We start from the raw sequence: 14,395 nt of genomic DNA, 5'->3' as shown, positions 1-14,395 counted from the left end.
GGACCAGGCAATGGCAAATCACGATCGTGCGGGTCAGCCTGCACAACAAAGCGATTTGATTAACGTCGCTCAACTCACCGCGCAGTATTACGTACTGAAGCCGGAAGTGGGCAACGCAGAACACGCAGTGAAGTTTGGTACGTCTGGCCACCGCGGCAGCGCGGCGCGCCATAGCTTTAACGAACCGCATATTCTGGCCATTGCTCAGGCCATCGCGGAAGAGCGCGCTAAAAATGGCGTGACCGGTCCGTGCTATGTCGGGAAAGACACCCACGCGCTGTCCGAACCGGCGTTCATTTCCGTGCTGGAAGTGCTGGCAGCGAACGGTGTGGACGTCATCGTGCAGGAAGACAACGGCTTCACCCCGACGCCTGCGGTCTCAAACGCGATTCTGGTGCACAACAAAAAAGGTGGCGCGCAGGCTGACGGTATCGTCATCACCCCTTCGCACAACCCGCCGGACGATGGCGGTATCAAATACAATCCACCGAACGGTGGCCCGGCTGATACCAATGTCACCAAAGTGGTCGAAGACCGCGCCAACGCGCTGCTGGCTGACGGCCTGAAAGGCGTAAAACGTATCTCTCTGGATGCGGCGATGGCTTCCGGTCACGTGAAAGAGCTGGATCTGGTTCAGCCGTTCATCGAAGGGCTGGCCGATATCGTTGATATCGCCGCGATTCAAAAAGCGGGCCTGAAGCTGGGCGTGGATCCGCTCGGTGGTTCCGGTATCGAATACTGGAAGCGCATTGCCGAATTCTACAAGCTGGATCTGACTATCGTTAACGATCAGGTCGATCAGACGTTCCGCTTTATGCACCTCGATAAAGATGGCGCAATCCGCATGGACTGCTCCTCCGAGTGCGCGATGGCGGGTCTGCTGGCCCTGCGCGATAAATTCGATCTGGCCTTTGCCAACGACCCGGACTATGACCGCCACGGTATCGTTACTCCTGCGGGCCTGATGAATCCGAACCACTATCTGGCTGTGGCAATTAACTATCTGTTCCAGCATCGCCCACAGTGGGGCAAAGAGGTGGCAGTCGGTAAAACGCTGGTCTCTTCCGCGATGATTGACCGCGTGGTGAATGATTTAGGCCGCAAGCTGGTGGAAGTGCCAGTGGGCTTCAAATGGTTCGTTGACGGTCTGCACGACGGCAGCTTTGGTTTTGGCGGCGAAGAGAGCGCGGGTGCATCCTTCCTGCGTTTCGACGGTACGCCGTGGTCGACGGACAAAGACGGGATCATCATGTGCCTGCTGGCCGCGGAAATCACCGCCGTCACCGGCAAAAACCCGCAGGAGCACTACAACGAGCTGGCGGCTCGCTTTGGTGCGCCAAGCTATAATCGTATTCAGGCCGGTGCGACATCCGCACAGAAAGCCGCGCTGTCTAAGCTCTCTCCAGAGATGGTGAGCGCTAACACGCTGGCGGGCGACCCGATCACCGCACGTCTGACGGCGGCACCCGGTAACGGTGCGTCAATCGGCGGTCTGAAAGTGATGACAGATAACGGCTGGTTCGCCGCGCGTCCGTCCGGTACGGAAGATGCGTACAAAATCTACTGCGAAAGCTTCCTCGGCGACGAACACCGTAAGCTGATCGAGAAAGAAGCGGTTGAGATTGTGAGTGAAGTGCTGAAGAACGCGTAAGTCTGCGGTCTGATCCCCTCAGCCGACAGGCGTGAGGAAAACATGAAAAACGGCAACCTCGGTTGCCGTTTTGCTTTTACCTCGCAGGCCCGGTAAGCAGTAATGCCCCCGGGCTTTTTTGTCGCTCTTAGCTGTGCTTATTCTTCAGCTCAAATCTTGGCGACACCAGACCGTACAGCGTCCAGCCCATAAACGTCACCATCGCCCCGTACAGCATCGCTTCCTGGCCGGAAGAGTAGAGCGCATAGAAGCTATATATCGCCCCAACCAGCGCCACGAAATTCGCAATCTTCGCTTTGCGGGGATCGACATTCGCCATTTTCTGAATAATCACCAGTGCGGCCATCGACAGAATATACGGAATAATGTTGGTCACTACCGCCAGGTTCACCAGCACGTTGAACTGGCTGTTCAGCGACGGGCTAATGGTCATCAGCGACAACCCACTCTGGAAAATGACAATCGCCAGCATCCCCTGGATCGGTGCTTCGGACTTGCTGACGCGGGAGAAGATTTTCGGGAAATATCCGGAGTCGGCAGAGGATTTAAACACCTGCGCGATGGTGAACTGCCAGCCGAGCAGCGAACCGCAGCAAGACATCACCATCAGGCCCATGATCACTTTCCCGACTTCCGGCGTGAACATCTGCGCAAACGCCAGGCCAAACGGCGCGGTCGAATTCGCCAGATCCATGTTTGGCACAATCCCGGCAATCACGTTGGTGGAGACGATGTAAATCACCGCAGCCCCCAGCGTCCCGCCCAGTACCGCGATCGGCACGTTGCGTTCCGGGTTTTCCACCACCTCGGCGTTCGCACAGGCCGATTCCAGTCCAAGGAAAGCCCACAGCGTCATGGCGATGGAGGAACCGACCGCCGCGAAGAACGGCACGTGGTGCGGGTTCCAGGAGTTGGCGTACAGCGTCGGACTAAACCAGAACCAGCCGATAATGCACAGACCCACCACCGGGATGATCACCCCCCAGACGGTGATACTGCTGATCTGCCCGGTGATGCGCGCGCCGCCGAAGTTAGCGACGGTACACAGCCACAGCACGCCGATGGTCGCGATACCGATCTGCACCGGGCTCAGGGCGACGCCGAACAGCTCGGTGCCGTACCCGACCGCCGAAATCGCAATCGCGACGTTAGCGATCAGCAGCGACACACCGTAGGTATAGTTGGCCATAAAGTTGCCCGACTTGCCGAAGGCATACTCCGCGTAACCGCCCATCCCGCCGGACTTACGGCTGAACATCCCGCATTTGGCGAAAGCCCACGCCAGCGCCATCGAGCCAACGGCGGTCACCAGCCAGGAGATAATTGAGATGGTACCGACCTCGGCGAGTTTGGTCGGGAGCATAATAATCCCCGAGCCCATCATATTGACCATGGTCAGGACGGTGAGCTGCACCACGCCCATCTTGTTGGATTTTTTACTCATAGTGTTTCCCCTTTCAGCAGCGCGGGCTGGGCGGCTGGCTGCTTAATCACGTAACAGCGAACCTGTTTGCGCCCGTCGCACTCTTCGACGTACACACCCTGGAGTTCCGGCGCGAAGCCCGGCAGAAGGTTAATCCCTTCTTCCAGCGCCGTGAAATAGCGCAGAACCGCGTCGCCCCACACTTCCCCCGGGACCACGCACAGCACGCCCGGTGGGTAAGGGAGCGCGCCTTCCGCGGCAATACGGCCTTCTGCATCGCGCAGAGAGACCAGCTCCACTTCTCCGCGCAGATAGGCGTAGTTCGCCGCCTGCGGGTTCATTTTCACTTGCGGGAAATGCGCCTTGCGGAACATCTCTTTTTGCAGCTGTTTCACGTTGTGGCGGGCGTAAAGGTCATGCATCTCCTGGCAAATCTGGCGCAGAGAGTAACCGGCGTAGCGCTCAGGATGCTGCTTGTAGAGGGACGGCAGCACCTCTTTCAGCGGCGCATCGGTTTCCAGCAGCTTCTCGAAACGCACCAGTTGAGCGATCAGTTGCTGCAACTTGCCCATGTCTTCGGCAGGCGTCAGCAGGAACAGGATGGAGTTGAGATCGCATTTTTCCGGGACGATGCCGTTTTCGCGCAGGAAGTTAGCGAGGATGGTGGCCGGTACGCCGAAATCGTCGTATTCCCCGGTACGGGCGTTGATGCCGGGTGTGGTCAGCAGGAGTTTGCACGGATCGATAAAATACTGATGCTCAGCGTAACCTTCGAAGGCATGCCAGTTTTCACCCGGCACAAAATGGAAGAAGCGCAGATCCGTGGAGATCTCTGCCGTCGGCCAGCTTTCCCACGGCTTGCCATCTACCGTTTCAGGCACAAACGGGCGGATGAACTGGCAGTTTTGCAGGATCAGCTTGCGCGCTTCGATACCGTTCACCACGCAGTCCATCCACATGTTGCGTCCGCTCTGGCCCTCATGCATGCGGGCGTTGATGTCCAGCGCGGCAAACAGCGGATAAAACGGGCTGGTGGAGGCGTGCATCATGAACGCGTTGTTCAGACGTTTGTGCGGAACGTAGCGCTGCTGGCCTTTGATATGGCTGTCTTTTTTGTGGATCTGCGAAGTCTGAGAGAAGCCTGCCTGCTGTTTATGCACCGACTGAGTGACCAGAATCCCCGGATCGTTCTCATTCAGCTCCAGCAGCAGCGGGGAACAATCCGCCATCATGGGAATAAACTGCTCGTAGCCGACCCACGCCGAGTCAAACAGGATGTAGTCGCACAGATGACCAATCTTATCGACCACCTGACGGGCGTTGTAGATGGTGCCATCGTAGGTGCCGAGCTGGATGACCGCCAGGCGGAACGGACGCTGATCGCGCATCCGGCCCGGAGCCACTTCGGCCACCAGTTCGCGCAGATAATTCTCTTCGAAGCAATGGGCGTCAATCCCGCCGATAAAGCCGTACGGGTTGCGAGCGGTTTCCAGATAGACCGGCGTTGCACCGGCCTGCAGCAGCGCGCCGTGATGGTTAGATTTATGGTTGTTACGATCAAACAGCACCAGATCGCCCGGCGTCAGCAGGGCGTTCAGCACCACTTTGTTGGATGACGACGTACCGTTCAGCACGAAGTAGGTCTTATCGGCGTTGAACACTTTCGCCGCATGTTTTTGTGCCGTACAGGGCGCGCCTTCGTGAATGAGCAGATCGCCCATCGCCACGTCGGCATTGCACAGGTCAGAGCGGAACAGCGTCTCGCCAAAGAAATCGACAAACTGATTACCGGCAGGGTGACGGCGGAAGAACTGGCCGCCCTGATGCCCCGGGCAATCAAAGGCGCTGTTACCCTGTTTGACGTAATCTACCAGCGCGCGGAAGAACGGCGGGCGCAGCTGAGTTTCATACTTCAGCGCGGCGGCTTCCAGCTGGCGTCCGTAGAAATCGTTGCTGGTGTCGTTGCACTCAAATACGCCGTGAATGCGCGGTAAATATTCGGCCGGAACCATCTCTTCTTTGTGCGTCGCGATAAATACCGGGATTCCAAAACCGGTGGCTTCTATTTCTTCAATGGTGCCATTAAAAATATCGCCGACGGCCAGTACTACGGCTGCCACATCAATATAATCGGTCGCACTGGCATCGACCATTTCCCGAGTGGTAGTGAAGCAGTCCGGGCAAGCGCGGCTGGCAGCGATTTTTAGCATTTTCATATTTGTCTCTTTATTTTAGGCAATATTTGTCCTTCGACTTCGTATAAATAAGAAATCGAAATAGTCCGGAAAAAAAAGCAAAGAGGAGCCGCTGATAAAAAATCAGTGAATTGCTTTTTGATGAGTTAAATCCCAGGCCGTCCGGAAACGGAATAGACAGGATTTAAGGAAAAGGAGCGCAGTGCCCACAGGCAAATGCCTGTAAGTCAGGGTATTTCAGGAAAACCTGTAAGCAGACGCGCCCTGGGTCGAAGGACTACCGGGCGTTGAAGAAGTGAAAGTCAAAGCTATTGCGGTGGGCGAACATCATAATATGCGTTGTTCGCCTTATATGCGGCATTAAACGATTATTGTTTTCCATGACTGTTTTTCCTTTCAGTAATTGAAAGCAAGGCCATTTTATCCATGAAAAGGCAGCAAACCGTGAAGAAGATCACCAATAACCGATCAAATCAGAAATAAATATTCGTTTTGCGTGAATAGAGCAGTGCATAACGCTGTTTTGTATTACTAATGTTAATACGATGTATTCATGGTGTTTTTATTTAATTTAAAGAGGGCGGGAACACGTGTTTTCGTAATAATTAAAAAGGCAGAAATATGTTGTGCTAATTTAATTGAGTTAATTCTGAATAGTTATTCAAAGCATAAACCGATAACCGATACCGGTTTCAGTTAATAAATGGCGGGGGCGTGCGGGGTCAGCCTCAAGTTTTTGACGAAGGTGGCCCATATATATGCGTAAATAATGACTATGCTCAACGGCGTTCGGTCCCCAGACCTGATTAAGCAGCTGACGTTGGGTCAGCACTTTGCCGTGATTGTTAAGCAGCACGGCCAGCAGGCGAAACTCAATCGGGGTGAGGTGGATCTCTTGGGTACCGCGCAGAATTCGACGGGCAGGCAGATCGACCTGGATATCTGAAAAGGTAAACACCGGATCGGACGGCGTCGTCGCACTGTGGCGGCGCAGCGCCACGCGCAGGCGCGCCTGAAGTTCACCAATACCAAAAGGTTTGCTGAGATAGTCATCGGCCCCGGCGTCCAGCGCCGCAATTTTATCCGTCTCTTCGGCGCGGGCAGAGAGCACAATGATGGGCATTTGGCTCCACTGGCGCACTTCGCGGATAAAATCGAGACCGTCGCCGTCGGGGAGGCCTAAATCAAGGATCACCAGGTCGGGTTTGCGGGTGGCCGCTTCGATAAGTCCGCGCTGTAATGTCCCGGCGTCATACACGCGCAAGCCGTCTCCCTCCAGCGCAGCGCGCAGGAAACGGCTAATGGCGAGTTCGTCTTCAACAATCAGGACGTTAATCACAAATCCTCGGGTAATTCATTCATTTCTGGCGGGACATCCAGCGGAAGTGTAACACAAAAACAGGCACCTCCTTCCGGTCGGTTGTGGGCGGTAATGGTGCCGCCGTGCACATCGACAATCGCCTGACAGATGGCCAGCCCTAGCCCGACTCCGGGAATGGCCGACTCTTTATTCCCGCGCGCAAACTTCTCAAAAATCGCGCTTTCCTGACCGAACGGAATGCCCGGCCCGTCGTCCCACACTTCAAGGCGCAGTGCCTGATGCGCGACGCCCGCCGTTAAACCAATCTCCGCTTTTGCGCCCGCGTATTTCGCCGCATTCTCCAGCAGATTAATCAGCACCCGCTCAAACAGCGGACCGTCGACGTGGATCAGCGTGAGCGGTTCAGGCATGTCGAGGGTGATATGGCGGCCGCCCAGCCCTGGCTCCAGCATTTGTAAGGCGCTGCCGACCACCTCTTCCAGCGTCAGCCACTCTTTTTTAAGGTTAAACCCACCGGACTGAATACGCGCCATATCGAGCAGATTATTCACCAGCCGGGTGGTGTTGAGCACGTGCTGGCGGATCTCGCTAGCCTGCAGAGCGTGAGGGGAATTCTCCGCCGCCAGGTCGAGGGTCAGGATCTCCGACTGACCAAACAGCACCGTCAGCGGCGTGCGCAGATCGTGAGAGAGCGCCGCCAGCAGGGAGTTGCGAATACTTTCGCGCTCGCTCGCCAGCCGCGCCAACTCTTCGCTGGTGGTGAGGGCCAGACGCTCCAGCGCGCTGGCAACCAGCAGGGTAAAGGTTTCCAACAGGCGCTGCTGTTCCGGGATCATCAGCTGTCGCAGATTCGACGGCTCAACAATCACCAGCCCCAGGGTTTTGTCAGCGCTGCGCAGGGGGAGAATCAGATAGGGCACGCCGGGCAGCGTATCGGTTCCGGCACCGGCGGGCAGCCCTTTGTCAAAACTCCAGCGGGCGATGGCTTCATCCCACGGCGTCATGCCGTTGGCGGAGGTGAGTGGGCGCAGTTTTCCGTGCTCGTCCGGGAGCAAAATCAGGCTGCTGGCCTGGAACGTGGAGCGAATAAACTGCTCGCTGGTCTGGACGATATCCAGCGGCGTGCGCCCGACGGCGAGCGATTTCGACATCTCATACAGATGGCGCGTGCGCTGTTCGCGGTAGCGGGCGATACGCGCCTGATAGCGCACGCCCGCGGTGAGATTACCAATCACCAGCCCGACGGTCAGCATCACGGCAAACGTCAGAATATACTGCACATCCGACACCGCCAGCGTACCGCGCGGGGCGATGAAGAAGAGGTCAAAGCTGGCGACGTTAATGATCGTCGCCAGTACCGACGGCCAGCGCCCGTAGAGCAAAGCCACCACCACCACACCCAGCAGATAGACCATCACCAGGTTGGCGGCGTCAAAGGCAATCAGCCATTGGCTTGCCACAATGGTTATCAGGGCGCAAAGCACCGTCGCCACCAGACAGCCTCTGAGCTGGATGCGCCATTTATCGCCAAAGCTGCGGGCGTCAGGCGTGCGGCTGGGGAGGGGGGCCGGTTTTTCGTCGAGCGCGACAATCACCAGATCCAGATCCGGCGCGCGTTTCGCCAGTTTGTCAGCGAAAGATTCGCGGCTAAACCAGCGGCGATGCTGACGGCGGCCGATGACGATTTTGCCGAGATTATGTTCCCTGGCGTAGCGCAGGATGGCTTTATCTTCTGCTGGATCGGACAGGGTAGCGGTCTCCGCGCCTAACTCCTGGGCGAGGCGCAGGGCGCTGAGGATAGCGCGCCGCTGGTTTTCCGGCAGGGCGTGCAGGTGTGGGGTTTCGACGTAAACTGCATGCCAGGCACTGCCGAATTTTGCCGCCAGCCGCGCGGCGGTACGCACCAGTTTCTCGTTGCCGCCGCTGTGCCCGATGCAGAGCAAAATGGCGTCGCGGGTATGCCAGACGCGGTCCTGCCCCTGTCGGTCGCGCCAGGCGCGCATCTGATCGTCCACCCGATCGGCGGTGCGCCGCAGCGCCAGTTCGCGCAGGGCAATCAGGTTCCCTTTACGGAAAAAGTGCTCGATAGCGCGTTCGGCCTGCCCGGCGATATAGACTTTGCCCTCGTGCAGGCGCTGGCGCAGATCGTCCGGGGGGAGATCGACCAGCACCACTTCATCGGCGGAATCAAAAAAGGGATCGGGGACGGTTTCACGCACCTGAATGCCGGTGACGCCGCTGACCACGTCGTTCAGGCTTTCCAGATGCTGCACGTTAACGGTGGTAAAGACGTCGATACCCGCTTCCAGCAGCTCTTCGACATCCTGCCAGCGCTTGGGGTGACGCGAGCCTGGCGCATTACTGTGCGCCAGTTCGTCCATCAGAATTAATGCCGGACGGCGGGCGAGGGCGGCGTCGAGATCGAACTCGGAGACCAGACGACTGCGATGGCTGATACGACGGGCCGGCTGCGTCGCCAGCCCCTCCAGCAGCGCCGCCGTCTCTTTGCGCCCGTGGGTTTCCACCACGCCGATGAGAATATCCAGCCCCTGCGCCCGCAAACGCTGCGCTTCGGTTAGCATGGCGTAGGTTTTCCCGACGCCCGCACAGGCGCCGAAAAACACTTTTAATTTGCCGCGATGCGCTTCAGCGGTCTGCTCAAGCAGCCGATCCGGATTCGGGCGCAGGGGCTCGTCGGTCATTTAGTTTTTCCTTAGCGCGTCCAGCGCCAGATTCAGCTCAACAATATTCACGACCGGCATGCCGATAAAGCTGACCAGCGGTTTTTGCGTGTGTTCAGCAACCAGTTTGCTGACCTGGTCAGCGGTCAGCCCACGCGCGGCGGCCACGCGCGGGATTTGCCACGTCACAGCGGCGGGCGTCAGGCTATAATCCAGCCCACTGGCCGAAGCGGTGACCAGTTCAACGGGCACCGTCGGGTTCGCCTGCGGGTTAGCCGCGCGCAGGGCGCTGACGCGTTCACTCACGGCTTTATCCAGTTCAGGATTACTTCCTGCCAGGTTGCTGCCACCCGATGCCATTGGATTATACGGGGTTTCAGCGGTGGCGGAAGGACGCCCCTGAAAGTAACGGGCATCGGTAAAGTTCTGCCCAATCAGGCGCGAACCGCGGCTCTCACCGTTTTGCATAATCAGCGAGCCGTTGGCCTGATCCTTAAACCACCACTGGCCCAGCGCAGTGGTCACCAGCGGGTAAAGCCCACCGGTAATCAGCGACAGCAGGATAAACAGAAGTATAGCGGGACGTAACATAGTCATTTGATTTCTCTCTTAAACCAGCCCGAACAGGGTCAGTAACAGGTCGATAATTTTGATCCCGATAAAGGGCACCACTAATCCACCGAGACCATAAATCCACAGGTTGCGGCGCAGCATCGCGGCCGCCGTCAGCGGTTTATAGCTCACCCCTTTCAGCGCCAGCGGGATCAGGAAGACAATGATCAGGGCGTTGAAGATCACGGCGCTGAGAATCGCCGACGCGGGCGAGTGCAGATGCATCACGTTCAGCGCGTTGAGTTGCGGGTAGGTGGCAGCAAACGCGGCCGGGATAATGGCGAAATATTTCGCCACATCGTTGGCGATACTGAAGGTGGTGAGCGACCCGCGCGTCATCAGCATCTGTTTACCGATATGGACCACCTCGATAAGTTTGGTCGGGTTAGAGTCCAGATCGACCATGTTCCCCGCTTCTTTTGCCGCCTGGGTGCCGGAGTTCATCGCTACCGCCACGTCAGCCTGCGCCAGCGCCGGGGCATCGTTGGTGCCGTCGCCGGTCATCGCCACCAGACGGCCTTCCGCCTGGTACTGGCGGATTAGCGCCAGCTTCGCTTCTGGCGTCGCTTCGGAGAGGAAATCGTCCACCCCCGCTTCGGCGGCAATGGCGGCGGCGGTCAGACGGTTATCCCCGGTGATCATCACCGTTTTGATCCCCATTTTGCGCAGCTGGGCAAAGCGTTCTTTGATGCCGCCTTTGACGATATCTTTCAGGGCGATCACCCCCAGAACGTTAGCCCCTTCTGCGACCACCAGCGGGGTGGCACCCTGACGCGCCACGCTTTCCACCAGCTGATCGACCTGCGGTGGGAAGTGGCCGTTATTGGCTTCGATGTGGCGACGAATGGCGTCCACGGAGCCTTTACGGATCATGCGATCCTGAATGTTAATCCCGCTCATCCGCGTCTGCGCCGTGAAGGGCACAAAGGTGGCGTGCAGGCTCTGCACGTCGCGCTGGCGCAGATTGAAGCGCTGTTTAGCCAGAATCACGATGCTGCGGCCTTCCGGCGTTTCATCCGCCAGCGAGGAGAGTTGCGCCGCATCGGCCAGCGTTTTCTCATCGACACCCGGCGCAGGCAGGAAGTCCGACGCCTGACGGTTGCCGAGAGTAATGGTCCCGGTTTTATCCAGCAGCAGCACGTCCACGTCGCCCGCCGCTTCGACCGCGCGGCCGCTGGTGGCAATCACGTTCGCGCCGAGCATCCGGCTCATCCCGGCCACGCCGATGGCCGACAGCAGACCGCCGATGGTGGTCGGGATCAGGCAGACCAGCAGGGCTACCAGCACCGTGACGCTCACCGCCGTGCCGCCGTAAGCGGAGAACGGCCACAGGGTGGCGGTCGCCAGCAGGAAGACGATGGTCAGAGCTACCAGCAAAATGGTGAGCGCGATTTCATTTGGCGTTTTGCGACGCTGCGCGCCTTCGACCATGGCGATCATCCGGTCGAGGAAGGTTTCACCCGGATTGACGCTGCACTGGATCACCAGCCAGTCAGAGAGAATGCGCGTCCCGCCCGTGACCGAGGCAAAATCGCCGCCGGACTCACGGATCACCGGCGCGGACTCCCCGGTGATGGCGCTTTCGTCCACTGACGCGCCGCCTTCGATCACCTCCCCGTCGCAGGGGATAATATCGCCCGCTTCCACCAGCACCACGTCGCCTTTGCGCAGTTCATCGGCCGGGACGTGATCCATCTGTGCGCCGTATTTCGGTTCGCGCAATTTGCGGGCAAACGCGGTCTTTTTGACCCCTTTCAGGCTGTTGGCCTGCGCTTTGCTGCGGCCTTCCGCCAGCGCTTCGGCAAAGTTGGCGAACAGCACCGTAAACCACAGCCACAGGCTGATGGCCCCGGTAAACAGGGCGTCGCCCGTCAGGTGTCCGGTGCTCATGGCGATGGCAAGCGCGGTGGTGACCACGCTGCCAATCCAGACGATAAACATCACCGGGTTGTGCCACTGCACGCGCGGGCTGAGTTTTTTCACCGCATCCATCAACGCCTGGCGAACCAGTGTCGGTTCTAAGAGGGCCAGTTGTTTACGACTCATGACTGATATCTCCGCTCTGTTAGCGTAAAGAAAGATGTTCCGCGACCGGGCCTAACGCGAGGGCGGGGATAAAGGTCAGGGCACCGACCAGCAGGATGGTGCCAATCAGCAGGCCAATAAACAGCGCGCCGTGTGTCGGGAGCGTACCGGTTGAGGTGGGCTGAATCTTTTTACTCACCAGCGATCCGGCGATAGCCAGTACCGGCACGATCACCCCAAAGCGGCCCACGAACATGCAGAACGCCAGCAGGCAGTTCCAGAACGGAGAGTTGGCGCTTAACCCGGCAAAGGCGCTGCCGTTGTTGTTGGCCGCAGACGACACGGCGTACAGCACTTCGCTAAAGCCGTGGATGCCTGGGTTGAAAATGCCGCTGCGCCCGGCCTCGGTCATTAGGGCCAGCGCGGTGCCCATCAGCACCAGCGCAGGGGTCACCAGGATGGCAAGGGCGGTCAGTTTCATTTCGCGCACGTCGATTTTTTTACCCAGATACTCCGGCGTGCGGCCAATCATCAGCCCGGCGATAAACACCGCCAGCAGAACGAACAGCAGCATGCCGTAAAGACCGGCACCGACGCCGCCGAAGACCACTTCGCCAATCTGCATCAGCCACAGAGGGATCATCCCGCCAAGGGCCGTGAAGGAGTCATGCATCCCGTTGACGGCGCCGCAGGAGGCAGCCGTTGTCACCACCGCGTACAGGCTGGTGGCGAGGATACCGAAGCGGCTCTCTTTGCCTTCCATATTAATACTGCTGTCAGCGCCCAGCTGCAGGAAATGGCTATTACCGTGCCACTCCGCCCACATCACCAGCGCCGCGCAGACCACAAAGATAATCGACATCGCCCACAGCAACGTCCGGCCCTGACGGCGGTCATTTACCACATCACCAAAGGCGAAACAGAGCGCGGCGGGGATCAGGAAGATCGCCAGCATCTGCACGATGTTGGTCAGCGCGGTCGGGTTCTCGAACGGATGCGAGGAGTTGGCGTTAAAGAAACCCCCGCCGTTGGTGCCCAGCATTTTGATCGCTTCCTGCGATGCCACTGGCCCCATCGGCAGCATCTGTTTCACGCCTTCAATAGAGGTGTAAGACGAGTAGGGCAGCAGGTTTTGCAGGGTGCCTTGCTGAATAAAGAACAGGGCGATCAGCAGAGCAATCGGCAGCAGTAGCCACAGGGTAATGCGCGTGAGATCGACCCAGGCGTTGCCCAGGGTGCTGATTTTCTGGCGGGCGAAGGCGCGGATAAGGGCGAAGATCACCGCAATGCCGCTGGCGGCAGAGAGGAAGTTCTGCACCGTTAACCCCACCATCTGGCTGAAATAGCTGAGGGTGGTTTCACCCGCATACGACTGCCAGTTGGTATTACTGACAAAGCTGACGGCAGTATTGAGCGCCAGATGCCACGACAGACCCGGCAGCTGCTGCGGGTTGAGAGGCAGAATGCCTTGCAGCATCAGCATCGCGAACAGCACCACCAGCCCGACGATATTCAGCAACACAATGGCGATCAGATACTGCCGCCAGTTCATCTCCTGGGTGTTGATCCCAAGTACGCGCCAGATCCCGTTTTCGACGCCCCCAATCACCGGCAGCGCGCCGCCGTTAATCATCCGCGCCAGCCAGCTTCCCAGCGGCCTTGCGAGCAGGAAAAGCACCAGCAGGAAGCTGGCGATCAGTAAAAATGCCTGGGCCACCATCAGAACGCCTCCGCATTAATCAGGGCATAAATCAAATAGCCCAACAACAGGAACACCAGCACGATGCCAGCAATCAGACCTGCACTCACAATTCACCTCCGGGTGACTTTTGTTGTTGTGCAAAAGGTAGGATTTATGGCGCAAAGATTTCGCAAAAATCAGCGGGGTGGGTGTAAAAAAAGTATAAAAATGACAAGACCATGATTTAACTAATGGTAAGTATCTTGTTAACTTTTATGTAACTTAATTACAGGTGGAGTGTAAATATTCACTAAACGGATGAAAATAAGTGGTCGGATGAGTAGTAAAATTACAAACAAAGCGGTACTATTTTAGCCAGATAACCACTTTTGAAATTTCCGGATAACGTTTCCGGCCAGCTATAGGGGAGAAAATCATGGACCTGTATAAAGAGTTTCCAGCACATGTTGTCTTTTTACGTCGCACCTTCGCCGTAGTGGCCGGGATTGTGGCGCTGCCAGTGATGTTGTTCTGGAAAGACCGTGCACGTTTTTACAGCTATCTGCACCGCGTCTGGGCGAAAACCAGCGAGAAACCGGTATGGATGGACCAGGCCGAAAAAGCGACCTGCGATTTTTACTAACAAATAGCCACAAAGCAATGTCGAACCGCCACAGCGATGTGGCGGTTTTTTTGTGTCTGTCGCTTTCCGCTCGCCCGCCGGGCAAAGGTTACACTTGCTCCTGTAACATAACTTAAACATTATAGAGTCAGATATCCCACGTTTAGGGATAGACGACGCGGTT

11 protein-coding genes are annotated in these 14,395 nt (G+C 57.6%); 2 read left to right on the top strand and 9 right to left on the bottom strand.

All coding sequences use genetic code 11. From position 1 onward, the window contains the following. Positions 1 to 10 precede the first annotated feature (10 nt). Positions 11 to 1,651, top strand: a complete 1,641-nt coding sequence (gene pgm, locus OVA10_RS18290) for a phosphoglucomutase (alpha-D-glucose-1,6-bisphosphate-dependent) (RefSeq protein WP_100777196.1) — start codon at positions 11 to 13, stop codon at positions 1,649 to 1,651. 127 nt (positions 1,652 to 1,778) lie between these two features. Here pgm and potE read toward each other — a convergent pair whose 3' ends face one another. The 9 genes from potE to kdpF form a co-directional block, all read right to left on the bottom strand. Further along, entirely contained in the window at positions 1,779 to 3,095 is a 1,317-nt protein-coding gene (gene potE, locus OVA10_RS18285) for a putrescine-ornithine antiporter (protein WP_268196568.1), read from the bottom strand. Next, positions 3,092 to 5,290, bottom strand: coding sequence for an ornithine decarboxylase SpeF (gene speF, locus OVA10_RS18280; RefSeq protein WP_102104160.1), 2,199 nt, complete (start codon positions 5,288 to 5,290; stop codon positions 3,092 to 3,094). The genes potE and speF overlap by 4 nt, the downstream gene beginning before the upstream one ends. A gap of 256 nt (positions 5,291 to 5,546) precedes the next feature. After that, positions 5,547 to 5,651: a leader peptide SpeFL gene (speFL, locus tag OVA10_RS18275; RefSeq protein ID WP_106875989.1), complete on the bottom strand. Its 105-nt coding sequence runs from the start codon at positions 5,649 to 5,651 to the stop codon at positions 5,547 to 5,549. A gap of 279 nt (positions 5,652 to 5,930) precedes the next feature. Beyond that, positions 5,931 to 6,608, bottom strand: coding sequence for a two-component system response regulator KdpE (kdpE, locus tag OVA10_RS18270; RefSeq protein ID WP_100777193.1), 678 nt, complete (start codon positions 6,606 to 6,608; stop codon positions 5,931 to 5,933). Continuing rightward, the gene (gene kdpD, locus OVA10_RS18265) at positions 6,605 to 9,292 is read right to left on the bottom strand and encodes a two-component system sensor histidine kinase KdpD (protein ID WP_268196567.1); all 2,688 of its coding nucleotides are present in this window, start codon (positions 9,290 to 9,292) and stop codon (positions 6,605 to 6,607) included. Before kdpD ends, kdpE begins: the two co-directional genes overlap by 4 nt. Beyond that, complete coding sequence (gene kdpC, locus OVA10_RS18260) at positions 9,293 to 9,868, bottom strand: potassium-transporting ATPase subunit KdpC (protein WP_268196566.1); 576 nt, start codon at positions 9,866 to 9,868, stop codon at positions 9,293 to 9,295. A gap of 12 nt (positions 9,869 to 9,880) precedes the next feature. Next, entirely contained in the window at positions 9,881 to 11,929 is a 2,049-nt protein-coding gene (gene kdpB, locus OVA10_RS18255; protein ID WP_100777190.1) for a potassium-transporting ATPase subunit KdpB, read from the bottom strand. 19 nt (positions 11,930 to 11,948) lie between these two features. Then, the gene (kdpA, locus tag OVA10_RS18250) at positions 11,949 to 13,628 is read right to left on the bottom strand and encodes a potassium-transporting ATPase subunit KdpA (RefSeq protein WP_268196565.1); all 1,680 of its coding nucleotides are present in this window, start codon (positions 13,626 to 13,628) and stop codon (positions 11,949 to 11,951) included. Continuing rightward, entirely contained in the window at positions 13,628 to 13,717 is a 90-nt protein-coding gene (kdpF, locus tag OVA10_RS18245; protein WP_003858638.1) for a K(+)-transporting ATPase subunit F, read from the bottom strand. Before kdpF ends, kdpA begins: the two co-directional genes overlap by 1 nt. Positions 13,718 to 14,025: 308 nt before the next feature. Here kdpF and OVA10_RS18240 point away from each other — a divergent pair, with 308 nt between their 5' ends. After that, positions 14,026 to 14,232, top strand: a complete 207-nt coding sequence (locus tag OVA10_RS18240; protein WP_095281257.1) for a YbfA family protein — start codon at positions 14,026 to 14,028, stop codon at positions 14,230 to 14,232. Positions 14,233 to 14,395 lie beyond the last annotated feature (163 nt).

The organism is Lelliottia sp. SL45 (assembly GCF_026672535.1).
Classification (GTDB): domain Bacteria; phylum Pseudomonadota; class Gammaproteobacteria; order Enterobacterales; family Enterobacteriaceae; genus Enterobacter; species Enterobacter nimipressuralis.
The sequence above is the reverse complement of the archived record's forward strand: the minus strand, read 5'-3'. Positions and strand labels throughout refer to the sequence as shown.

Bases quoted from the DNA above. Each gene is read 5' to 3' on its own strand.
- pgm (WP_100777196.1), top strand. From the start codon at position 11: ATGGCAAATCACGATCGTGCGGGTCAGCCTGCACAACAAAGCGATTTG.
- potE (WP_268196568.1), bottom strand. From the start codon at position 3,095: ATGAGTAAAAAATCCAACAAGATGGGCGTGGTGCAGCTCACCGTCCTG.
- speF (WP_102104160.1), bottom strand. From the start codon at position 5,290: ATGAAAATGCTAAAAATCGCTGCCAGCCGCGCTTGCCCGGACTGCTTC.
- speFL (WP_106875989.1), bottom strand. From the start codon at position 5,651: ATGGAAAACAATAATCGTTTAATGCCGCATATAAGGCGAACAACGCAT.
- kdpD (WP_268196567.1), bottom strand. From the start codon at position 9,292: ATGACCGACGAGCCCCTGCGCCCGAATCCGGATCGGCTGCTTGAGCAG.
- kdpC (WP_268196566.1), bottom strand. From the start codon at position 9,868: ATGACTATGTTACGTCCCGCTATACTTCTGTTTATCCTGCTGTCGCTG.
- kdpB (WP_100777190.1), bottom strand. From the start codon at position 11,929: ATGAGTCGTAAACAACTGGCCCTCTTAGAACCGACACTGGTTCGCCAG.
- kdpA (WP_268196565.1), bottom strand. From the start codon at position 13,628: ATGGTGGCCCAGGCATTTTTACTGATCGCCAGCTTCCTGCTGGTGCTT.
- OVA10_RS18240 (WP_095281257.1), top strand. From the start codon at position 14,026: ATGGACCTGTATAAAGAGTTTCCAGCACATGTTGTCTTTTTACGTCGC.